Origin of the sequence: Pseudomonas sp. Pse79, from assembly GCF_024519615.1 — a bacterium.
GTDB lineage: Bacteria > Pseudomonadota > Gammaproteobacteria > Pseudomonadales > Pseudomonadaceae > Aquipseudomonas > Aquipseudomonas veronii.
The window spans coordinates 188381-210391 of record NZ_JALJRR010000006.1 but is presented as its reverse complement, the minus strand read 5'-3'; the positions used below and the strand labels follow the sequence as shown (position 1 = coordinate 210391).

Genomic DNA, 22011 nt, shown 5'->3' with positions numbered 1-22011 from the left:
GCGATGCAGACACCTCGGTGTCTCAGGCAAACCCTCAAATCCCACACAACCTGCGCAACAGCGCGGTATCCAGATGCTGTTCCACCAGGTCGGCCAACCGTTCGATATCGCGCTCGCGCAGGGCGTGGTAATCGACCTCTTGCACCGCCTGCACACCGGCCCAGCGCAACAAGGCGCTGCACGCGGCCGGGGTTTCGAACACACCGTGCAGATAAGTCCCGAGGATTTGCCCGTCAGCGCTCTGGGCGCCGTCATGTCGGCCATCGTCCAGATGCACAGCAGGACGTTCCAGAGCCGCGCCGGACGTCACGCCCGCATGGATCTCATACCCACTGACCTCGGTGTCCTCCAGCAACAGGCGCCCACGCACATTGCGCAACTGCTTCTCTTGCGCCAGCGTCGTGCTGAACGCCAGCAGCCCCAGACCGTCACTGGAGCCGGCCGGCCCCTCGAGCCCGAGCGGGTCATGCACCCGCTCGCCGAGCATCTGCAACCCGCCGCAAATTCCCAGCACCTTGCCGCCGTAGCGCAAGTGCCGCGCCACCGCGGTGTCCCAGCCATTGGCGCGCAGGTACGCGAGGTCACTGCGCACGCTTTTCGAGCCCGGCAGAATAATCAGGTCGGCGGCGGGAATCGGCTGGCCCGGGCCGATGAACTGCAAGTCCACCTGGGGATGCAGGCGCAGCGGGTCAAAGTCGGTGTGGTTGCTGATGCGCGGCAACACCGGCACGACCACCTTGAGCACCTCGGCCGCCTTGTCGATCTGACGCTGGTCGATGCCGTCTTCGGCCTCCAGGTGCAGGTCCATCACGTAGGGCAATACGCCGACCACCGGTTTGCCGGTGCGCGCTTCCAGCCAATCCAGGCCCGGCTGCAACAAGGCGATATCGCCGCGAAAACGGTTGATGATGAAGCCTTTGACCCGCGCCTGTTCGGTCGGCGAAAGCAATTCAAGGGTGCCCACCAGATGCGCGAACACGCCGCCGCGATTGATGTCGGCGATCAGCAGCACCGGGCAATCCACGGCCTCGGCGAAGCCCATGTTGGCGATGTCATTGGCGCGCAGGTTGATCTCCGCCGGGGAGCCTGCGCCTTCCACCATCACCACCGGGTAGGCGTCGCTCAAACGCGTGTGGGACGCCAGCACCGCCTGCATCGCGATGGCTTTGTAGTCGTGATAGGCCACTGCGTTCATGCTGGTCACGGCGCGGCCATGGATGATCACTTGGGCACCGGTGTCGCTGTTGGGTTTGAGCAGCACCGGGTTCATGTCGGTGTGCGGCGCCAGGTTGGCGGCCTGCGCCTGCACCGCCTGGGCGCGGCCGATTTCGCCGCCTTCGGCCGTCACCGCGCTGTTGAGCGCCATGTTCTGCGGCTTGAACGGCACCACCGCCACGCCCTGGCGCACCAGCCAGCGGCACAAGGCGGTGACCAGGGTGCTTTTACCGGCATCGGACGTCGTGCCTTGCACCATCAGCGTACTCATACCGCGTCCTTGTAGGCGATCAGGGCCTGTTCCAGGCGCTGCCAATCGGCGTCGGTGTCGGGCAGGCCGAAACGCAGGCTGCTGTCGTGGACAAACAGGCGCAGCAGAATGCCGCGCTGGGCCATGAAGTTGTGCATGCGTTCGGCGTGAGGGGTGATCAGCCATTGAAACAGGGCGCAGCCGCCCTGGGGTTGGAAGCCTTGGCGCTCGAGCAAATCGAACAAGCGCTGGCCGGCTTCCAGGCAACGGTTGCGTTGCCGGGTGTGCCCGGCGGTATCGCGCAGACACGCTTGGCCGATCACCCGCGTCGGCCCGCTGACCGCCCACGGCCCGACCTGTTCGGCCAACAGTTTGAGCAACTTGCGCTCCGCCAGCACAAACCCCAGGCGCACACCGGCCAGGCCGAAGAACTTGCCAAACGAACGCAGCACGATCAGGCCGACCTGATGGGCCTGGCCGGCCAGGCTCAGGTGCGGCGTGACGTCCATGAACGCTTCGTCCACCACCAGCCAACCGCCGCGCTGGGCCAGCCGCGCATGCCAGTCGAGCAGCCGTTGCGGGGTCAGGCTCAGGCCCGTGGGGTTATTCGGGTTGACCACCACCAGCACGTCCAGGCTGTCGAGAAAGAAGTCGACCTCCTGCTCCTGCACTTCGCGCACCACGTAGCCGGCGCGACGCCAGGCCTCGGCGTGCTCGGCATAGCAAGGTGACAGCACGCCAACCTTGCCGCCCCGGCGCAAGCGCGGTAGCAGTTGGATCGCCGCCTGGGAACCCGGCACCGGCAATAAATGCGCGGTGCCATAGTATTCGCTGGCGGCTTGCTCCAGACCGTCGTCGGTTTCCGGCAGACGCGCCCAGGCGCGCAACGGAATCTCGGGGACCGGCCACGGCCAGGGCGCCAGGCCGCTGGACAGGTCGAGCCATTCGGCCTCGGCAATCCCATATTCAATCGCCGCCTTACGCAGCCGGCCACCGTGCTCAAGCATACAATTGCCCCCCGACGCATAGGATCAGCAGCCACAACCATACGCCGCGCTGCACCAGTTGCCAGCCGCGGTCGATGGCGTCCGCATCCGCCGCCGGGCCTTCGCCCAGTGGCGGACGCTGGTGCAGCTCACCGTGATAGATCGCGGCACCGCCCAACTCGACGCCCAAGGCACCTGCCCCCGCCGCCATCACCGGACCGGCGTTGGGGCTGTCCCAGGTCGGGCCCTGACGGCGCCAGCATTTGATGGCCAGCCTGGTTTTACCGAGTACGGCGTAGGTCAACGCCACCAGGCGTGCCGGAATATAGTTCAGTACATCGTCGATCCTGGCCGCCGCCCATCCGAAACGCTCGAAGCGTTCGTTGCGATAGCCCCACATGGCGTCGAGGGTGTTGCTCAAGCGGTACAGCACCACGCCCGGCACACCCGCGACGACAAACCAGAACAGTGCGGCAAACACCGCGTCGCTGCCGTTTTCCAGCACCGATTCGGTGGCGGCGCGAGCGACTTCAGTGCGATCCAGTTCACTGGTCTGGCGACTCACCAGGTAACTCACGCGCCGCCGGGCTTCGTCCAGGTCATCGCCGCGCAGGGCCTGGGCCACCGGGATCACGTGCTCGCCGAGACTGCGCATGCCAAGGGCACAGTACAACGCGAGGATCTCCAGCACCCAGCCGATGTAAGGCGCCCACGACAACGCGGTGGCCAACAGCGTCAACGGCACCACCGCAATAAACCAGGCGGTCACGCCATGGCTGCGCCAGCCACGGCCACCGCTGTTGAAACGCTGCTCGATGCGCGCGGCGAAGTTGCCGAACGCCACCAGCGGATGCCAGCGCCTGGGTTCGCCCAGCAGCGCATCCAGCGCCACCGCAGCGACACACAGCAAGGCCACACTCATTGACGCACTCCCCAGGTATTTTCATACAACATGTCACTCAGCGGGCGCGGTTCGGCCCAGCCTTCGAGCTGCAACATCGGTGCCGGATAGAACGCCTCGACCGGCCCCAGGCACAACACCGCCAAGGGTTTCGCGCCGGGCGGCAAGCCCAGCAGGTCGGCCAGGGCCTGCGGTTCGAACAACGACACCCAGCCCATGCCCAGGCCTTCGACCCGCGCGGCCAGCCACAGATTCTGGATCGCGCAGGACAGCGAGGCCATGTCCATTTCCGGCAAGGTACGCCGGCCGAAGATATGTCGCTCGCGCTCATCCATCAGCGCCGCCACCAGCACTTCGGCGCAGTCGTGGATGCCTTCGACCTTGAGCTTCATGAACGTATCGGAACGCTCGCCCAAGGCCTCGGCGGTGCGTATGCGTTCTTCCTCCACCAACTGTTGAATCCGCCCACGCAATGGGCGGTCGCTGATGCGGATAAAACGCCACGGCTGCATCAAGCCGACGCTCGGCGCCTGGTGTGCGGCCTGGAGCAAGCGCTGCAGCAGTTCGGGAGCCACGTCACCGCCGCTGAAGTGACGCATGTCACGGCGTTCGGCGATGGCACGGTAGACGGCGTCGCGCTCGGCCTGGGGGAAAGCGTTGTCGGTCATGAGCCTATCGCGGGCAAGCCCGCTTCCACCGTGGATTCGTGCTGTGGCGCAGCGTGCGGTGCGACTCGCTCGGGCGCAAACAGCGCGGCCACGGCCCGGGGGTTGGAGGGGAAGTAGAAGTGAACGTAGGAAGCGGTCAGCCGCCCCTGTCGATACACCGCCTCGGCCCCGCGCCCGCCATTGGGGCTCACGCCACGGGCAATGGGCACCCAGTCGGTGCTGGTCAGCGAGTGGTGATAGGTGTGCCCACGCAACACGCCCTCGGGCAATTCGACGCTTTGCAGAGCCAGCGCCGCGAGCTTCTTTTGCATCACCGCAGCGCCCTGCAACAGGCCGACCAGTCCGGCGCGGAGGCCGTCGACATCAGTGAGCGAATCCAGCAGATAGAGCATGCCGCCACACTCGGCGAGCAGCGGTTTGCCGGCAGCGTGATGGGCACGGATCGCCTCCAGCATCGCGGTGTTTTGCGACAGTGCCTGGTGATGCAATTCCGGGTAACCGCCGGGCAGATAGAGGCTGTCGGCGTCTGGCAATTGGCGATCATGGATCGGCGAGAAGAAGCTCAACTCGGCGCCCATCGCCCGCAGCAGATCGAGGCTGGCACCGTAAGTGAAGGCGAAGGCTTCGTCACGCGCGACGGCGATCCGCACGCCAGCCAGCAACGGTTCGGTGCGGGTTACCGGCGGTGCGGCAAAGGTGACCGGCGGCGGCAACGCAACCTCGCAACTGCTGCCCAACGCTTGGGCGGCGGCGTCCAGGCGCAGGTCGAGGTCATTCAGTTCGCTGGCTTGCACCAGGCCCAGATGGCGGCTGGGCAATTCGATAGCAGTCTCGCGGGACAGCGCGCCATACCAGCGCAGGCCTTCGGTGAGGCTGCCTTCGAGCAATTGCGCATGGCGCAGGGTGCCGACGCGGTTGGCCAGCACGCCGGCGAACGGCAAGTCCGGCTGATAGCGTGCCAGGCCGAGGGCCAGGGCGCCGAAGGTCTGCGCCATGGCCGTGCCATCGATCACGCCGAGCACCGGCACACCGAAGTGCCGCGCCAGGTCGGCGCTGGAAGGTGTGCCGTCGAACAGCCCCATCACACCTTCGATCAGGATCAGGTCCGCCTCCCCCGCTGCTTCCCACAGTAGGCGGCGACTTTCCTGCTCGCCCACCATCCACATGTCCAATTGATACACCGGCGCACCGCTGGCGCGCTCGTGGATCATTGGGTCGAGGAAGTCCGGGCCGCATTTGAACACACGCACCTTGCGCCCCAGGTTGCGGTGCAAGCGCGCCAGCGCGGCGGTGACCGTGGTTTTGCCCTGGCCGGACGCCGGTGCGGCGATCAAGACAGCCGGGCAATGGCGGGGCTGATTCAAAGTTCGACGCCTTTCTGTGCCTTGATACCGGCCTGGAACGCATGCTTGAGCATGCCCATGTCGGTGACGGTGTCGCCCATTTCGATCAGTTCAGGCTTGGCGCCACGGCCGGTGACCACCACGTGCTGCATCGGCGGGCGGGCCTGCAGGTCGCTGAGGACTTGATCGAGGTCGAGGTAGCCGTGCTTGAGCGCGATGTTCAGCTCATCCAGCACCACCAGGCCGATGCTCGGGTCTTGCAGCAATTGGCGGGACACCGCCCAGGCGGCCTCGGCGGCCGCGATGTCGCGCTGGCGGTCCTGGGTTTCCCAGGTAAAGCCCTCGCCCATTACATGGAAACGCACCTGCTCGGGGAAACGGCGGAAGAACAGTTCTTCGCCGGTGCTGTTGCGCCCCTTGATGAACTGCACCACGCCACACTGCATGCCGTGGCCCATGGCGCGGGCCAGCATGCCAAACGCCGAGCTACTCTTGCCTTTGCCGTTGCCGGTCAGCACCAGCAGCAAGCCGCATTCGTTCGGGGAATTGGCGATGCGCTCATCGATCACGGCTTTTTTGCGCAGCATGCGCGCCAGATGGCGTTCGTCGCGCTCGGGGGAATCGGTCATGGCAGCTCTCCGTTGGGGCTGGACAAAAAACGGCGGGCAGGAAAAAACAACAACAGACAGCCAAGCATCGCCCACCGTGATGCTGTTGGATGATCCAGGCCGGTCTCCGGGCTCATGAGTGGCGCGCTAGAGCGCACGCCGACGGCGCGCCTTCCCATATCGCGGGCGATACAGTGGCAAACAGCACCGTCTTGACTCATTTACCGTTGCGGGGGCAGCGCCGGAATCGCGGCAGCACTGTGTACAAGTGCGCTCACTCACCGGCTTCCCTGTTTCACTCAGTCGACCCGTGGGTCACAGAGCACCTGGAACAAGCGGCGAAGGTTAGTGGGTTGGGGGTGGAGCGTCAATTAAAGCTGGCCCTGCACTTGAACCATCGCCGCATCGGGCGCCTCTACCCTTACAGGCATCCAGGAGAAAACCATGCATAAAACAAGACTCGCCTTACTGATCATGCTCGCGGGCACCCTCGCCGCCTGCGGGGAAAGCTCGACCCTGAAGGTGTCCGATGGCACCGGGCCTTCACCACAGCTGCCGGAGCCGAACAAGACCCTGATCCCCACCGTGAACATCGCCCCGGCCATCGGCTGGCCGGCGGGCACCCAGCCCACGGCCGCCGCCGGCACCCAGGTGGTGGCGTTCGCCGAAGGCCTGGACCACCCACGCTGGCTGTATGTACTGCCCAATGGCGATGTGCTGGTGGCGGAAACCAACGCGCCGCCCAAGCCGGACGACGCCAAAGGCCTGCGGGGTTGGGTGATGCAAAAAGTAATGGGCCGCGCCGGCGCCGGTGTGCCGAGCCCGAACCGCATCACCCTGCTGCGCGATGCCGACCATGACGGGGTCGCGGAGACCCGCACCGTGTTCCTGGAAAACCTCAACTCGCCCTTCGGCATGACGCTGGTGGGCAATGACCTATACGTGGCCGATTCGGACAAGCTGTTGCGCTTTCCCTATCAGACCGGCGAAACCGCGATCAAGGCCGCCGGCAGCAAGGTCATCGACCTGCCAGCGGGCAGCATCAACCATCACTGGACGAAAAACGTGGTGGCCAGCAAGGACGGCAGCAAGTTGTATGTGAGCGTCGGTTCCAACAGCAACGTCGCCGAGAACGGCCTGGAAGCGGAACAAGGCCGCGCGGCGATCTGGGAAGTCGACCGCGCCAGCGGCCAGCACCGTATCTTCGCCTCCGGCCTGCGCAACCCGAACGGCATGGCCTGGGAACCGCAGAGCGGCAAGCTGTGGACGGCAGTGAACGAGCGCGACGAGATCGGCAGCGACCTGGTGCCGGACTACATCACCTCGGTCCAGGATGGCGCCTTTTATGGCTGGCCCTTCAGCTATTACGGGCAGCATGTGGATGTACGCGTCACACCGCAGAACCCGGACCTGGTGGCCAAAGCCATTGCGCCGGACTACGCCGTAGGCCCACATACCGCCTCGCTGGGCCTGACCTTCGCCGAGGGCAGCAAACTCCCGGCGCCCTTTATCAACGGCGCGTTTATCGGCCAGCACGGCTCGTGGAACCGCAAGCCGCACAGCGGCTACAAGGTGATCTTCGTACCGTTCGAGGGCGGCAAACCGAAGGGGCCGCCAGTGGACGTGCTGACCGGGTTCCTCAACAGCGAAGAACAAGCCATGGGACGACCGGTTGGCGTGGTCATCGACAAGCAGGGCGACTTGCTGGTGGCGGACGATGTGGGGAATAAGGTGTGGCGGGTTTCTGCGGCTAAGTAACTATTACAAATGTGGGAGGGGCGGTGCGACGATTCGACTTGCCCACGATAGCGGTGGGTCAGTCACTGAATGCATGGACTGACACGCCCTCATCGGGAGCAAGCTCCCTCCCACATTTGGATCCTGCTTTGGTTTAGGGGTTGCGGGCCAAGTGCTCAGCCGGCAACACGCGCTTGGCGCTCAGGTAGGCGTTCTGCCAGTAGGCTTTGGACAAGGTGTCCAGCTTCACCGTACCGCCGGTCTGCGGCGCATGCACAAAGCGCCCTTCGCCGACATAGATCCCGGCGTGGCTGACCTGCGAGCCGCCACCCGTGGCGAAGAACAGCAGGTCACCGGTTTGCAGGTTCTGTGCGCTGACGTCCTGGGCGCGCATCACGATCAGTTCGCGCGTGGTGCGCGGCAGGGAGATGCCCGCAGCATCACGGTAGACAAACCCGATCAACCCGCTGCAATCGAAACCGGAGTCCGGCGTATTGCCGCCCCAACGATAAGGCGTACCGACCAGGCCCAGTGCGCGGAACAGCACGTCTTCAGCGACCGGCGAACTCTGGCTGGAATAGTTGAACACTGGTTTAGGCTTGGCCGCTACGGGCGCAGGCTGCGGGCGGCTTGCGCAGGCGCTGAGCAGCGCGGCGCAAACAATAAGAATCAGGCGGGCCGAGGTCGACATGTGCAGAACAATCCTGGTCTGGATGCGGCTTTCGCTGCCGAACGCTGAAAACCAGAACGCGCAAGCATGGCTTGCGCGAACGGATTACAACAATGTCCAGAGATTCTAGCGCTTACACGTCAAACTTCAAGTATCACTTTAACTTTACTTGCTAGCGGTAATCGTCGTCGGGGCCATGGCGAGTGCGCGCTTGGCTTCGATGAAGGTTTTGCTCCAGTAGCTGTCGCCCAGGCTGTCGACTCGAACACCACCGCTGCGGCGGCTGCTGGAGTGGATAAACTGGTTATCGCCCAGGTAGATACCGGCGTGACTGACGCGACCGCGGCCACTGGTACTGAAGAAAAGCAGATCCCCAGGCTTGAGGTTGTTACGCGCGACCAACGGTGCATTCACGTTGATCATTTCGCGGGTGGAGCGTGGCAGGTTCATGCCAGCTTCTTCGCGAAACAGGTAACCGATAAAACCGCTGCAATCAAAACCGGCTTCAGAGGTACCGCCGAAACGGTAACGGGTCCCGATCAGGGACATGCCGCGTTCGAGGATGCTGTCGGCCAGAACGGGAAGCTGATAAGGCTTGTTGCCAGCGAAGGCGGCCAGTTCTTTTTCGGTTGCCAGCTCTTCCTCATAAACAGTGGAAGACTGCGCAGCAACGAATTTTGCCTGATTTTTATACTGTTGATTGTGCTGCTCGGCCACTTGTTGAGGGTGGGAGGCGCAACCAAACAACAGAGCGACAAGTGCGAGAGGCACGAGGGGTGCGAAGCGATTTAGCATGGGCACGACCGTGGCTGATGTGTAAAGAAGTCGAGACTATGCCTTCTATCACATCGATTTGCAAATTCAATCGTGATCCATGTGACTTACTGTTTGCGTTATGACATCTAAGCCCTTAATACCCTTTGCGCGTGTTTTGCGTGGTCAAGCCGACCAAAACGCAGGTTTCCTGGCGCCTGAAATTTGCCGAAGCCCCCGAAACACAAGGGCTGGCTACCAGCCGAGGGTTTCCTTGAGGAAGGGAATCGTCAGCTTGCGCTGGGCCTGCAAAGAGGCCTGATCGAGCTGCTCGAGCAAATCGAACAATGCGCTCATGCTGCGGGTGCCGCGGGTGAGGATAAAGTGCCCGACCTCGTCGGTGAGGTGCAGGCCGCGACGGGATGCACGCAATTGCAGGGCACGCAATTTGTCCTCGTCGGACAGCGGACGCATCTGGAAGATCAGCGCCAGGGTCAGGCGCGACTTGAGGTCGGCCAGCTTGACCGGCAACTCACGGGGCGAGGTCGAAGCCGCGATCAACAGGCGGCGCCCGCTGTCGCGCAGGCGGTTGAACAGATGAAACAGCGCCTCTTCCCAATCCGCCTTGCCGGCGACGGCCTGCAGATCGTCCAGGCACACCAGTTCGTATTGTTCGAGGTTGTCGAAAATCCCGATCCCGCGGTCCATCAACTCCGCCAACGGCAGGTAAACCGCCGGTTCGCCCATCTGCTCGAAGCGCAGGCACGCGGCCTGCAACAGGTGGGTGCGCCCCACGCCTTGCTTGCCCCACAGGTAGATCAGGCTTTCAGTCCACCCGGCGTCGGCTTCGCAGAGCCGCTCGACATAGCCGAGTGCTGCGGCGTTGGCGCCTGGGTAGTAATTGATAAAGGTGGCGTCGTCACGCAGACGCACACCTAAGGGCAGCTGAATCGGTTTCATGCTGACTGAACGGCTCCGATCGAACCGTTAGTGGCCTCTGTGAAAAGTTTGCAAAGTTTATACCCGTGACGCCGGGCGCACAATGCAGCAGACCATAAGCAAAATCAAAGGTTTGCGTTAACTTGTTGGATTTACGCAAATTGTTTGACGCCACAGCGCCAGAAACAACAAACCCGGCCTGGGCCGGCTTTGTGACGCTGCGATTACAAATCGGGGTCTTCAACGCCCCCGTACATATCCGAATCCTTGTACAGATCGTGGACATGACGCACCAGCACCATGATCACCGCCGCCACCGGCAGCGCGAGCAGGATGCCGGTGAAGCCGAACAACTCACCGCCAGCCAGGATCGCAAAGATCACCGCGACCGGGTGCAGGCCGATGCGATCACCCACCAGCAACGGGGTCAGCACCATGCCTTCGAGGGCCTGGCCGACCATGAACACCGCGACAATCCCGAGCATCGGGTACAGGTCACCGCCAAACTGGAACAGCCCGGCCACCAGCGCCGCACCGATACCGATCACAAAGCCCATGTATGGCACGATCGCGGCCAGACCGGCAATCAAGCCGATCAACAGGCCCAGCTCCAGGCCGATCGCCATCAAGCCGGCGGCATAGATAATCCCCAGGGCCAGCATCACCAGCAGTTGGCCACGCACGAACGCCCCCAAGACCTCATGACACTCCCCGGCCAGGGACACGATGCGCGCTTCACGGTCACGCGGCAGCAGGCTGCGGATCTTGGCCATCATGATGTCCCAGTCCCGCAACAGGTAGAACGCCACCACCGGGATCAACACCAGATTGGTCAGCCAGCCGATCAGCGCCAGGCTGGATGCCGTGGCCTGGCTGAGAACCACGCCGACGATGTCGGTGGTCTGGCCCATATGCTCGCTGATCGCAGCCTTGACCTTGTCGAACTTCCAGAAGCCATCCGCCAGCCCCAGCTTGGCCTGGGCCCACGGCATCGCCGTGTGCTGCAGCCAGTCGAGCATCTGCGGCGCCAGTTCATACAGACGGAACAACTGCTTGGCCAGCATCGGCACCAGCACCAACACCAACGCCGTGATGATCAGCGTAAACAGCGCAAACACCGTGACCACCCCCAAAGTCCGCGACAGGCCGGCTTTCTCCAGGCGATCCACCACGGGATCGAACAGATAGGCGAGCAACAGCGCGACCAGGAACGGCGTCAGGATCGAATGCAGCAAGAACACAAAAACGCACAGCAGGGCGATCCCGCCAAGCCACACCCAACGACGCGTATCCGCCATACACCACTCCATCTTTTATCGGCTGCTATATAAAGCAGAACATTTACCAGCGAAAACGCAGTTGCGCCTGCGGCTCAGGGGCGGCGACCGGCTGCGTGCCGTCCACTGGCGGTTGCGCAGCCAGTGCTTCACCCGCGGGAATCTCCTGCAACCTGGCCAGGCTCAGTTGAGTACGCAACTGATCGGCGCTGCCATTGACGCGATACACAATACGATTGCCATCCACGCGCTGCGGCTGGCCGCCAAACGGCTCGAGCAAGTGGCCCAACGCAGCGTAGCGCTCCAGGGTCATGCCCTGCACTTCGAGCAATTGCTCGGTGCTCGCGCCCGGCTTGACCACAAAGCGCGGCGCCAGTTTCTGGCTGACCGCCAGCATCACGGCATCGGCCACGGCGGCGGTGTCGGCGCCTTGCGCGGTGCCCTGCTCGCTCTTGTCTCCCAACCACAGGCGCCATTTGGCCTGCCATTGGCTGCCTTCCTGGCGCGCATGCACTGCGAGCATCGCATCGGCGCCGTAGCGTTCCGAGGCTGCACGCAACGGCGTGGCATCCGCGCTTTCGAGGTTGGGCGCGGTGGCGACCACCTGTTCATCCAAATCCCCCAACGGCAGGCGCAGCGGCAAGCCGCGATGTTGCGCCGCACGGCGCAGCGCCTGCGCGACGGCCTGGCCATCCCCGACCAGGTTGCTGCCGTCGGTGGAGTCATTCAGCCACCAACCCAGGATCGACGGCCGATTGCTGCCCCAGATCGACAGGCCGGCCTCACGCAAGGCGCGATCGGTGCTGACGGGGTCGAAATCCACTTGCAGGCTTTCCGGCGGGCCGGCGTCGTAGCCGTATTGCGTGATGATTTGTTGCGGGTCCTTGCGCACCGCCGCCAGGCCGGGGCCTTCGGCGGCCTTGGCGTCGCCAGTGAGGCGGATCACCAGGGTCTGTACGGCGCGCTGGGTCGCCTGGTCGCGTTCTTGCGGTGACTGGCTGCTGACCGGCTCCAGTACTTGATAAAGGCCATTGAGGGTTTCGGCATGACTCGCCAGGCTGACCAACGACAAGCAGCCTACAAAAAACACATTACACAGACGCATGGAAGATTCCCGAACGACAAAATTAGCGGCTGGAACAGACCGCGTGATCTCGGTTTGCCAAGGCTGTGACCACAGCGATCGGTAAAACATTCACGGGGTCTCGGTAAGTTTTCCTACTGTCATAACGATAGCGGGTTCAAGGCTATACCTTAATACGGAGCTGGGCAGACCCGATTAGCATTTTTTTAACCGGCTTTTTTATCTATGTGGCTCTGCCCGTCGGCCCGAGGATGGCCGCTGACCCTCAAGCCTGATAAAATCGCGCGCCTTCGCAGACCGTCAATGGCTGGGCCTTTTCACAAGAGCCCTTGCCCAATCGGTCGTTACCCCTGAATCCCCCCTAAAGGCCTGGATCATGAGCAAGCAACCCTCCCTGAGCTACAAGGACGCCGGTGTAGACATCGACGCCGGTGAAGCATTGGTCGAACGCATCAAGAGCGTCGCCAAGCGCACTGCGCGCCCCGAAGTCATGGGTGGCCTGGGCGGTTTTGGCGCCCTCTGTGAAATCCCGGCCGGCTACAAACAGCCCGTGCTGGTTTCCGGCACCGACGGCGTGGGCACCAAACTGCGCCTGGCCCTGAACCTGAACAAACACGACAGCATCGGCATCGACCTGGTCGCCATGTGCGTCAACGACCTGGTGGTGTGCGGCGCCGAGCCGTTGTTCTTCCTGGACTACTACGCCACCGGCAAGCTCAACGTCGAAACCGCGACCCAAGTGGTCACCGGCATCGGTGCTGGCTGCGAATTGTCGGGTTGCTCCCTGGTCGGCGGCGAAACCGCTGAAATGCCAGGCATGTACGAAGGCGAAGACTACGACCTGGCCGGCTTCTGCGTCGGCGTGGTCGAAAAAGCCGAGATCATCGACGGCTCCAAAGTGGCTGCCGGCGACGCCCTGCTCGCCCTGCCGTCGTCTGGCCCGCACTCCAACGGCTACTCGCTGATCCGCAAGATCATCGAAGTGTCCGGCGCCGACATCGAGAACATCCAGCTCGACGGCAAGCCACTGACCGACCTGCTGATGGCGCCGACACGCATCTACGTCAAGCCACTGCTCAAGCTGATCAAGGACACCGGCGCGGTCAAAGCCATGGCCCACATCACCGGCGGCGGCCTGCTGGACAACATCCCGCGCGTCCTGCCCAAAGGCGCCCAGGCGATTGTCGACGTGGCCAGCTGGCAGCGTCCTGCGGTATTCGACTGGCTGCAAGAGAAAGGCAACGTCAACGAAACCGAAATGCACCGCGTGCTGAACTGCGGCGTGGGCATGGTGATCTGCGTGGCGCAAGAGCACGTGGAAAGCGCGTTGAACGTGCTGCGCGAAGCCGGCGAACAGCCTTGGGTCATCGGCCAGATCGCCGCTGCCGCCGAAGGCGCGGCTCAGGTTGAACTGAAGAACCTTAAGGCGCACTGATGTCTGCAACCTGTGATGTCGTGGTGCTGCTCTCCGGCACCGGCAGTAACTTGCAGGCCCTGATCGACAGCACGCGCACCGGCGACAGCCCGGCGCGCATCGCTGCGGTGATCTCCAACCGCAGCGACGCCTATGGCCTGCAACGCGCCAGGGAGGCAGGCATTGCCACGCGCACCCTGGATCACAAGGCTTTCGAAGGTCGCGAGGCCTTCGACAGCGCCCTGGTCGAACTGATCGACGCCTTCAACCCCAAACTCGTGGTACTGGCCGGCTTCATGCGTATCCTCAGCGCTGATTTCGTGCGGCACTACGCTGGGCGGCTGTTGAATATCCACCCTTCCCTGCTGCCCAAGTACAAAGGCATGCACACCCATCAGCGCGCCCTCGACGCGGGCGACAGCGAGCATGGCTGCAGCGTGCATTTTGTCACCGAGGAACTCGACGGCGGGCCTCTGGTCGTACAGGCAGTGGTTCCGGTAGAGTCTGACGACTCGGCGCAGACGCTTGCGCAACGGGTTCATACGCAGGAACACAGGATTTACCCGCTGGCTGTTCGCTGGTTTGCCGAGGGGCGGTTGATTCTTGGTAAACAGGGTGCATTATTGGACGGTCAGTTACTCGCGGCCAGCGGCCACTTGATTCGAACCTAGGAGATTTTATGCGTCGCGCCTTGCTCTTCGCTTTTGCGCTGTTCGCCTTGCCTGCGGTGCAAGCAGCAGATTTACATCCTTTCTCCGCCAGCTACACCGCCGACTGGAAACAGTTGCCCATGAGCGGTTCGGCCGAGCGCAGCCTGACCCACAATGGCGATGGCACCTGGACCTTGAACTTCAAGGCTTCCATGATGATTGCCAGCCTCACCGAAACCAGCGTAATCCAATTCGACAAGGACGCCCTGCAGCCGAAGAGCTACACCTTCGAACGCGGCGGCCTGGGCAAGGCGAAAAGGATCAACCTGGACTTCGACCAGACCGCCAAGAAAGTCACCGGCTTTGAAAACAAAGACCCGGTCAACGTTGCCCTGCAAAGCGGCATGCTCGACAAGTCGACCTACCAGTTGGCGCTGCAGCGCGATGTCGCGGCCGGCAAGAAGAGCATGAGCTACAACGTGGTTGAAGGCACCGACGTCGACACCTACGACTTTCGCGTGATCGGCCCGGAAAAGGTCCAGACCAAAGCCGGCTCCATCGACGCGATCAAGGTCGAGCGCGTGCGTGACCCGACCCAAAGCAAGCGCATCACCCAGATGTGGTTTGCCAAGGACTGGGGCGGCATCCTGGTTGCCCTGCGTCAGGTGGAAACCGACGGCAAGGAATACAACATCATGCTGCAAGACGGCACGGTTGACGGTCGGCCTGTCAAAGGCAGCTGATTGAACTGATACGTTGGAAAACAGCCTCGCGCAATGCGGGGCTTTTTTTCGCCTGGAATATTCAGGCAAGGCCGTTATTGCCTGACGCAATCATGAAGCTTTTTTCATAAAACCCAGCCGCCTGTGGCGCAATGTCGCGGTTTACGCGGCCTGCACAATTGTTGCTATTTCTGTAAAGGACTGTTGCAGGAAAAATCGGTTTACTTAGCAAGCTAACAAAACATATAACAAATGCCTGCGACGACTTGCCGCAGATCAACCAGAGATTGGAGCAAGCAGATGACTGTAAAAGTGACTGAGCGCGACGACGAACATATGTCCCACGAAGCATTGGGCCATGGGATTCACATCTGGGACGTACACCAACAAGACCTGCTGGTCGGCATGTTTCATAACGAGAGCGACGCTCATAACTATAAAAACGAGCTCGAAACCCTTGAGATGAAACGCCAGGCACAAAGCTCCTGACTATTTGCCAGACTCAGGCGCCAGGCCCACGCAGCCTGGTTGCCTGAAAACAAAAACCCCGCCGGTGAGCGGGGTTTGTTGTTTTACAGCCTTACCACATCAGATCATCCGGGATCTGGTAGGCGGCGTAAGGATCATCCTCATCCGGCACCTGGCTTTCGGTGAGGATATTGAGCTGGACGATACGCTCCGGTGCGCGCTCCTGGATCTTCAGCGCCGCTTCGCGCGGGATCACCTCGTAACCGCCGGCGTGATGCACGATCGCCAGGGAGCCGTTGCTCAGCTTGTTGCGCATCAGCGTGTTGACCGACAGGCGCTTGACCTTCTTGTCATCCACGAAGTTGTAGTAGTCCTCGGTGGTCAGCTTGGGCAGGCGCGAGGTCTCGATCAGTTGCTTGACCTGGGCCGTGCGGGCCTTGGCCTCGGCTTTCTCCTGCTGCTGGCGGTTCAGCTCCTGGTCGCGCTTGACCTTCTCGGCCATGGCTTCCTGGGCCAGGCGTGCCTGGGTGTCATCGGCCTCGGCCTGGCCTTTGTGGACCAGACGTTGATGTTTCTGTTTCTCTTTGCCGACCTGCTTGGCCTGCTTTTGGTTGACCAGACCTGCTTTGAGCAACTGGTCGCGAAGGGAAAGGCTCATGGTGCTTACTCACTTAGGCAACTGCTCAACCGCAGCTGGACACGTTCTTTTCCTGGCGTTTGGCTTCGCCCCACAGGGCGTCCAACTCTTCGAGGGTGCAATCTTCCATGGATTGACGCGTATCGCGCAATGCCTGTTCGATAAATCGGAAACGTCGCTCGAATTTGGCATTGGCACCGCGCAAGGCGGTTTCCGGGTCGACCTTGAGGTGACGGGCCAGGTTGACCGCGGCAAACAGCAGGTCACCGACTTCATCGGCGATGGCCACTGCATCGTTATCGGCCATGGCTTCGAGCACTTCATCCAGCTCTTCGCGCACGTTATCCACCACCGGCAACGCAGCGGGCCAGTCGAAACCGACCTGGCTGGCGCGCTTCTGCAATTTGGCGGCACGGGACAGCGACGGCAAGGCGGTGGGCACATCGTCGAGCAGGGACAGTTGCTCGGGGGCGTCGGACTTTTCCGCGCGCTCCTCGGCCTTGATCTGCTCCCAACGCGTCTTGACCTGCTCTTCGCTCAACTGCGGGATATCCAGCGGCGCGTACAGATCGCCGGTGGGGAACACATGGGGATGACGTCGAATCAGCTTGCGGGTGATGCTGTCGATCACCCCGGCGAACTCGAAGCGCCCTTCTTCCTGTGCCAGCTGGCTGTAATACACCACCTGGAACAACAGGTCGCCCAACTCGCCTTGCAGGTGATCGAAGTCGCCGCGCTCGATGGCGTCGGCGACTTCGTAGGCCTCTTCCAGGGTGTGCGGGACGATGCTCGCGTAGGTTTGCTTGATGTCCCACGGGCACCCGTATTGCGGGTCGCGCAGGCGATTCATCAGGTGCAGCAGGTCTTCAAGTGAATACATCTTTCTATTTCCGATCAGGTATGAACACCGCCGATCAACTGTGGGAGGGGGCTTGCCCCCGATTGTGGTGGATCAACCAAAAATCTGGTACCTGACACTCCGCTTTCGGGGGCAAGCCCCCTCCCACATTTCAGCCTGCATTCATCCAGATGCTCATGGGGTACGGTTGCGCCGCGTCTCGATGATGTTCGGCAACTGGGAAATCCGCCCCAGCAACCGCCCCAACGCGTCCAGCCCCGGAATCTCGATGGTCAGGGACATCAACGCGGTGTTGTCCTCCTTGTTCGAGCGGGTGTTGACGGCCAGCACGTTGATCCGCTCGTTGAGCAGCACTTGCGACACGTCGCGCAGCAGACCGGAACGGTCGTAGGCACGGATGATGATGTCCACCGGATAGGTGAGCACCGGCACCGGGCCCCAGCTGACCTGGATGATCCGCTCCGGCTCGCGCCCGCCCAGTTGCAGCACCGAGGCGCAGTCCTGGCGGTGAATGCTCACGCCACGGCCCTGGGTGATGTAGCCGACGATGGCGTCGCCCGGCAGCGGCTGGCAGCAACCGGCCATTTGCGTCATCAGGTTGCCGACGCCCTGGATCTGGATATCGCCACGCTTGCCGGGCTTGTAGCCGGTGGCTTTGCGCGGGATCAGTTCCAGCTGTTCGTTGCCGCGTTCCGGCTCCACCAGTTGCTGGGCCAGGTTGACCAGTTGCGCCAGGCGCAGGTCGCCGGCACCGAGGGCGGCGAACATGTCTTCGGCGATCTTCATGTTGGCCTTTTCGGCCAGCTTGTCGAAGTCCACCTGAGGCAGGCCCAGGCGCGCCAGTTCGCGTTCGAGCAGGCTTTTGCCGGCGGCGACGTTCTGGTCGCGCGCCTGCAGCTTGAACCAGTGGACGATCTTCGCCCGCGCCCGCGAGGTGGTGATGTAACCCAGGTTCGGGTTCAGCCAGTCGCGGCTCGGCGTACCGTGCTTGCTGGTGATGATCTCGACCTGCTCGCCGGTCTGCAGGCTGTAGTTGAGCGGCACGATGCGCCCGTTGATCTTGGCGCCCCGGCAGTTGTGGCCGATCTCGGTGTGCACGCGGTAGGCGAAGTCCAGCGGCGTGGCGCCCTTCGGCAGGTCGATGGCGTGGCCGTCGGGGGTGAAGATGTAGACCCGGTCCGGCTCGATATCCACCCGCAGCTGTTCGGCCAGGCCGCCGATGTCGCCGAGTTCTTCGTGCCACTCCAGCACTTGGCGCAGCCAGGAGATCTTCTCTTCGTACTGGTTGGACCCGGCCTTGACGTCGGTGCCCTTGTAGCGCCAGTGCGCGCACACCCCCAGCTCCGCCTCTTCGTGCATGGCGTGGGTGCGGATCTGCACTTCCAGCACCTTGCCCTCGGGGCCGATCACTGCAGTGTGCAGCGAGCGATAGCCGTTTTCCTTGGGGTTGGCGATGTAGTCGTCGAACTCCTTGGGGATGTGCCGCCACAGGGTGTGGACGATACCGAGCGCGGTGTAGCAGTCGCGCATTTCCGGCACCAGCACGCGCACGGCGCGCACGTCGTAGATCTGGCTGAAGGCCAGGCCCTTGCGCTGCATTTTGCGCCAGATCGAATAGATGTGCTTGGCGCGGCCGCTGATGTCGGCGTCGACGCCGGTAGCCTGCAACTCGGCGCGCAGCTGGCCCATCACGTCGGTGATGAAACGCTCGCGGTCGAGCCGGCGCTCATGCAGCAGCGTGGCGATCTGTTTGTATTGGTCGGGTTCGAGGTAGCGGAAGGACAAGTCCTCCAGCTCCCATTTGATATGACCGATACCCAGGCGGTGCGCCAGCGGTGCGTAGATGTCGAAGACTTCGCGGGCCACGCGGTTGCGCTTTTCGTCGTCGGCGGTTTTCACCGCACGGATCGCGCAGGTGCGTTCGGCCAGCTTGATCAAGGCGACGCGCACGTCGTCGACCATCGCCACCAGCATCTTGCGCAGGTTTTCCACCTGGCCCTGGGTGCCCAGCACCATGGACTGGCGCGGGCTGAGGCTGGCGCTGATGGCGGCCATGCGCAGCACGCCGTCGATCAGCTTGGCCACCACGGAGCCGAAGCGCTGGCCCACGGTGGCCAACGGGATATGCCCTTCACGCACGCCGCGATAGAGCACGGCAGCGATCAGCGAATCCTGGTCGAGCTTGAGATCGGCGAGGATCTCAGCGATTTCCAAGCCGGTGCGAAAGCTCGAAGTGCCTTCGGCCCACAGGTTCTTGGCCGCATTGTCTTGCTGTTCAGACTCACGAGCGAACTCGCAGGCTGCTTTCAAGGCTTCACGGTCCAGTGCCGGGTCGACACTGATGGCATGATCCAGCCATGCCTCGAGATTGATACTGCCGTCGGTGTTGATCGGCTGGTGTGCTCTCACCTGTACCATCTTGCTTACCTTCCCTACGACGCACCTTCGATGCGCCAAAAATCATCGCTGACCTGCTTTATCACTAAAGCTCACACACTCCCTGGCAGGTCACGGCCCAGGAGAATGCAGGCCAGTCGGATTAAACGGGCATCCTAGCCCGCCTCAAATAACGCCATCGCCTCGACATGCGCGGTTTGCGGAAACATGTCGAGGATCCCGGCACGTTTTAGCCGGTAACCCTGCTTGACCAACTCAACCGTGTCCCGCGCCAGCGTCGCCGGATTGCAGGACACGTACACCAGGCGCTTGGCCCCCAGGCTGGCGAGCTTGCGCACAACCTCCAGGGCACCGTCGCGAGGTGGGTCCAAGAGTACCGCAGAAAAGCCCTGTTTGGCCCATTCCGCGTCAGTCAACGACTGGGACAAATCGGCCTGAAAAAACTGCACATTATGCAAATTATTGCTGACGGCATTCAGCGCCGCACGCTCGACCATGGCCTGCACGCCTTCCACCGCGACCACTTCGCGCACCTGGCGCGCAAGTGGCAGGGCGAAGTTGCCCAGCCCGCAAAACAGGTCCAGCACGCGCTCATCGGCTTGCGGCGCCAGCCATTCGAGGGCCTGGGCCACCATCGCCGCGTTGACCCCGGCGTTGACCTGGACAAAATCGCCCGGCCGATACGCCAGCTCCAGAGCCCACGGTTCCAACCGATAACCCAGGGCCTGGTCAGGCTCGACCGGCTCCGGCTGGCCCTCGCCATGCAGCCACAACTGGGCCTCATGGAAGGCGCAGAATTCTTTGAGGATCAGCAGATCGGCGTCGGACAACGGCGCCATATGGCGCAGCAATACGGCGATGGACGACCCGCTGAACAGCTCCACATGCCCCAATGCCTGCGGTTTGCTCAAGCGCCGCAGCATGTTGGGCAAGCGCTGCATGATCGGTTGCAAGGCCTGTACCAGCACCGGGCAATCGTCGATGGCGACGATGTCCTGGCTGGCCACGGCGCGAAAGCCCACTTCCAGGGTCTTGGCCTTGGCGTCCCAGCGCACCGCCACGCGGGCGCGACGCCGATAGCCCAGCTCCGGGCCACTCAACGGTGCCGCCCACGCCTGCGGTTCGACCCCTGCCACACGCGACAGTTGCTCGGCGAGCATGCGCTGTTTCAGGGCAAGTTGTTCAGCATGGGGCAGGTGCTGCACGCTGCAACCGCCGCAACGACCGAAGTGCGCGCACGGCGCCGGGCGCCGTAGTTCGCTGGGCTTGAACACACGCTCGGTGCGCGCCTCGACCACTTTGCCGTGGGCGCCCAATACCCGCGCTTCGACCTCTTCACCGGCCAGCGCACCGTTGACGAACCAGGTGCGGCCTTCAAAGAACACGATGCCACGGCCGTCATTGGCCAGGCGCTCGATGGTCAGGCGTTGCTTCTTGCCCACCGGAATCTGTGGGGTACGGCTGCCGCCCGTCGGCTGGAAGCGCAGGCCTCTCTCGTGCTTGGCCATCAGTTGGGTTCGTCGAAAATGCCGGTCGACAAGTAACGGTCGCCACGGTCACAGATGATCGCGACGATCACCGCGTTTTCCACTTCCTTGGACAATCGCAACATGCCGGCCACGGCGCCGCCGGAGGACACACCGCAGAAGATGCCTTCTTCACGGGCCAGGCGGCGCGTGGTGTCTTCGGCTTCACGCTGGGCCATGTCGATGATGCGATCCACGCGCGTGGCGTTGTAGATCTTCGGCAAATACTCTTCGGGCCAGCGGCGAATCCCGGGGATCGACGCGCCTTCCATCGGTTGCAGGCCGACGATCTGGATCGCCGGGTTCTGCTCCTTGAGGTAGCGCGAGTTGCCCATGATGGTGCCGGTGGTGCCCATGGAGCTGACGAAATGGGTAATCGTGCCCTGGGTCTGGCGCCAGATTTCCGGGCCGGTGGTGGTGTAGTGCGCCTCGGGATTGTCGCCGTTGGCGAACTGGTCCAGCACCTGGCCACGGCCTTCGGCGGCCATGCGCTCGGCGAGGTCGCGGGCGCCTTCCATGCCTTCTTCCTGGCTGACCAGGACCAATTCGGCACCGTAGGCGGTCATCGCGGCCTTGCGCTCGGCGCTGCCATTGTCGGGCATGATCAGCACCATCTTGTAACCCTTGATCGCCGCGGCCATGGCCAGGGCAATCCCGGTGTTACCGGAGGTGGCTTCGATCAGGGTGTCGCCCGGCTTGATCTGCCCGCGCAGCTCGGCGCGCGTGATCATCGACAGCGCCGGACGGTCCTTGACGGAACCGGCCGGGTTGTTCCCTTCGAGCTTGAGCAACAGGGTATTGCTGGTTTCACCCGCCATGCGTTGCAAGCGGACCAGGGGCGTGTTGCCGACGCAATCGGCGATTGTAGGGTACTGCAAGGTCATGGCGTATTCGCAATCCAGACTGC

Annotated in this window: 21 protein-coding genes and 1 riboswitch; of the genes, 5 read left to right on the top strand and 16 right to left on the bottom strand. The window is 62.8% G+C overall.

Annotated features, from left to right (window positions below; genetic code table 11):
* Positions 1 to 34: 34 nt before the first annotated feature.
* From NR164_RS10620 to cobO, 6 genes are read right to left on the bottom strand one after another with little or no spacing between them, the layout of a single operon-like run.
* Complete coding sequence (locus NR164_RS10620; RefSeq protein ID WP_256822732.1) at positions 35 to 1486, bottom strand: cobyric acid synthase; 1452 nt, start codon at positions 1484 to 1486, stop codon at positions 35 to 37.
* Complete coding sequence (gene cobD / locus NR164_RS10615) at positions 1483 to 2472, bottom strand: threonine-phosphate decarboxylase CobD (RefSeq protein WP_017845329.1); 990 nt, start codon at positions 2470 to 2472, stop codon at positions 1483 to 1485. The genes NR164_RS10620 and cobD overlap by 4 nt, the downstream gene beginning before the upstream one ends.
* Positions 2465 to 3373 (bottom strand): adenosylcobinamide-phosphate synthase CbiB, encoded by a 909-nt coding sequence (gene cbiB, locus NR164_RS10610; RefSeq protein ID WP_017845328.1) that lies wholly within the window; start codon positions 3371 to 3373, stop codon positions 2465 to 2467. Before cbiB ends, cobD begins: the two co-directional genes overlap by 8 nt.
* The gene (gene bluB, locus NR164_RS10605) at positions 3370 to 4020 is read right to left on the bottom strand and encodes a 5,6-dimethylbenzimidazole synthase (protein ID WP_046382487.1); all 651 of its coding nucleotides are present in this window, start codon (positions 4018 to 4020) and stop codon (positions 3370 to 3372) included. Before bluB ends, cbiB begins: the two co-directional genes overlap by 4 nt.
* Positions 4017 to 5384 carry a cobyrinate a,c-diamide synthase gene (locus tag NR164_RS10600; protein WP_256822731.1) on the bottom strand — a complete coding sequence of 456 codons (1368 nt, stop codon included), beginning with the start codon at positions 5382 to 5384 and terminating at the stop codon, positions 4017 to 4019. The genes bluB and NR164_RS10600 overlap by 4 nt, the downstream gene beginning before the upstream one ends.
* On the bottom strand, positions 5381 to 5992 hold the full coding sequence (gene cobO, locus NR164_RS10595) for a cob(I)yrinic acid a,c-diamide adenosyltransferase (protein WP_046382485.1): 612 nt from the start codon (positions 5990 to 5992) through the stop codon (positions 5381 to 5383). Before cobO ends, NR164_RS10600 begins: the two co-directional genes overlap by 4 nt.
* A 79-nt stretch (positions 5993 to 6071) precedes the next feature.
* A riboswitch (cobalamin riboswitch) is annotated at positions 6072 to 6316 on the bottom strand.
* A 99-nt stretch (positions 6317 to 6415) separates the two neighbouring features.
* Here cobO and NR164_RS10590 point away from each other — a divergent pair.
* On the top strand, positions 6416 to 7729 hold the full coding sequence (locus NR164_RS10590; RefSeq protein ID WP_256822730.1) for a sorbosone dehydrogenase family protein: 1314 nt from the start codon (positions 6416 to 6418) through the stop codon (positions 7727 to 7729).
* 133 nt (positions 7730 to 7862) lie between these two features.
* Here the strand turns inward: NR164_RS10590 and NR164_RS10585 are convergent, their stop codons facing one another.
* The 5 genes from NR164_RS10585 to NR164_RS10565 form a co-directional block, all read right to left on the bottom strand.
* Positions 7863 to 8399, bottom strand: a complete 537-nt coding sequence (locus NR164_RS10585) for a C40 family peptidase (protein WP_017845323.1) — start codon at positions 8397 to 8399, stop codon at positions 7863 to 7865.
* 144 nt (positions 8400 to 8543) lie between these two features.
* Positions 8544 to 9173: a C40 family peptidase gene (locus tag NR164_RS10580; protein WP_046382483.1), complete on the bottom strand. Its 630-nt coding sequence runs from the start codon at positions 9171 to 9173 to the stop codon at positions 8544 to 8546.
* 213 nt (positions 9174 to 9386) lie between these two features.
* Complete coding sequence (gene hda / locus NR164_RS10575; RefSeq protein WP_017845321.1) at positions 9387 to 10091, bottom strand: DnaA regulatory inactivator Hda; 705 nt, start codon at positions 10089 to 10091, stop codon at positions 9387 to 9389.
* Between the two features lie 203 nt (positions 10092 to 10294).
* Entirely contained in the window at positions 10295 to 11368 is a 1074-nt protein-coding gene (locus tag NR164_RS10570) for an AI-2E family transporter (protein WP_046382482.1), read from the bottom strand.
* 43 nt (positions 11369 to 11411) lie between these two features.
* The gene (locus NR164_RS10565) at positions 11412 to 12452 is read right to left on the bottom strand and encodes a DUF2066 domain-containing protein (RefSeq protein ID WP_128192295.1); all 1041 of its coding nucleotides are present in this window, start codon (positions 12450 to 12452) and stop codon (positions 11412 to 11414) included.
* A 355-nt stretch (positions 12453 to 12807) separates the two neighbouring features.
* On the opposite strand from NR164_RS10565, the gene purM reads away from it, so the two are divergent.
* The 4 genes from purM to NR164_RS10545 all read left to right on the top strand — a co-directional run bounded on the left by purM (position 12808) and on the right by NR164_RS10545 (position 15706).
* Complete coding sequence (purM, locus tag NR164_RS10560) at positions 12808 to 13866, top strand: phosphoribosylformylglycinamidine cyclo-ligase (protein WP_017845318.1); 1059 nt, start codon at positions 12808 to 12810, stop codon at positions 13864 to 13866.
* Positions 13866 to 14516, top strand: coding sequence for a phosphoribosylglycinamide formyltransferase (gene purN, locus NR164_RS10555; protein ID WP_017845317.1), 651 nt, complete (start codon positions 13866 to 13868; stop codon positions 14514 to 14516). The genes purM and purN overlap by 1 nt, the downstream gene beginning before the upstream one ends.
* Before the next feature lie 8 nt (positions 14517 to 14524).
* The gene (locus NR164_RS10550; protein WP_256822729.1) at positions 14525 to 15238 is read left to right on the top strand and encodes a DUF3108 domain-containing protein; all 714 of its coding nucleotides are present in this window, start codon (positions 14525 to 14527) and stop codon (positions 15236 to 15238) included.
* A gap of 279 nt (positions 15239 to 15517) precedes the next feature.
* Entirely contained in the window at positions 15518 to 15706 is a 189-nt protein-coding gene (locus NR164_RS10545) for a hypothetical protein (RefSeq protein WP_017845315.1), read from the top strand.
* Between the two features lie 91 nt (positions 15707 to 15797).
* Here the strand turns inward: NR164_RS10545 and NR164_RS10540 are convergent, their stop codons facing one another.
* From NR164_RS10540 to cysM, 5 genes are all read right to left on the bottom strand, one after another.
* The gene (locus NR164_RS10540) at positions 15798 to 16343 is read right to left on the bottom strand and encodes a DUF2058 domain-containing protein (protein WP_017845310.1); all 546 of its coding nucleotides are present in this window, start codon (positions 16341 to 16343) and stop codon (positions 15798 to 15800) included.
* 25 nt (positions 16344 to 16368) lie between these two features.
* The gene (gene mazG, locus NR164_RS10535; protein ID WP_017845309.1) at positions 16369 to 17202 is read right to left on the bottom strand and encodes a nucleoside triphosphate pyrophosphohydrolase; all 834 of its coding nucleotides are present in this window, start codon (positions 17200 to 17202) and stop codon (positions 16369 to 16371) included.
* A 153-nt stretch (positions 17203 to 17355) separates the two neighbouring features.
* Positions 17356 to 19599: a GTP diphosphokinase gene (gene relA / locus NR164_RS10530; RefSeq protein WP_017845308.1), complete on the bottom strand. Its 2244-nt coding sequence runs from the start codon at positions 19597 to 19599 to the stop codon at positions 17356 to 17358.
* 134 nt (positions 19600 to 19733) lie between these two features.
* Positions 19734 to 21086 (bottom strand): 23S rRNA (uracil(1939)-C(5))-methyltransferase RlmD, encoded by a 1353-nt coding sequence (gene rlmD / locus NR164_RS10525; RefSeq protein ID WP_046382479.1) that lies wholly within the window; start codon positions 21084 to 21086, stop codon positions 19734 to 19736.
* A complete protein-coding gene (cysM, locus tag NR164_RS10520) occupies positions 21086 to 21988 on the bottom strand; it encodes a cysteine synthase CysM (protein ID WP_017845306.1) in 903 nt (300 codons plus the stop codon). The genes rlmD and cysM overlap by 1 nt, the downstream gene beginning before the upstream one ends.
* Positions 21989 to 22011 lie beyond the last annotated feature (23 nt).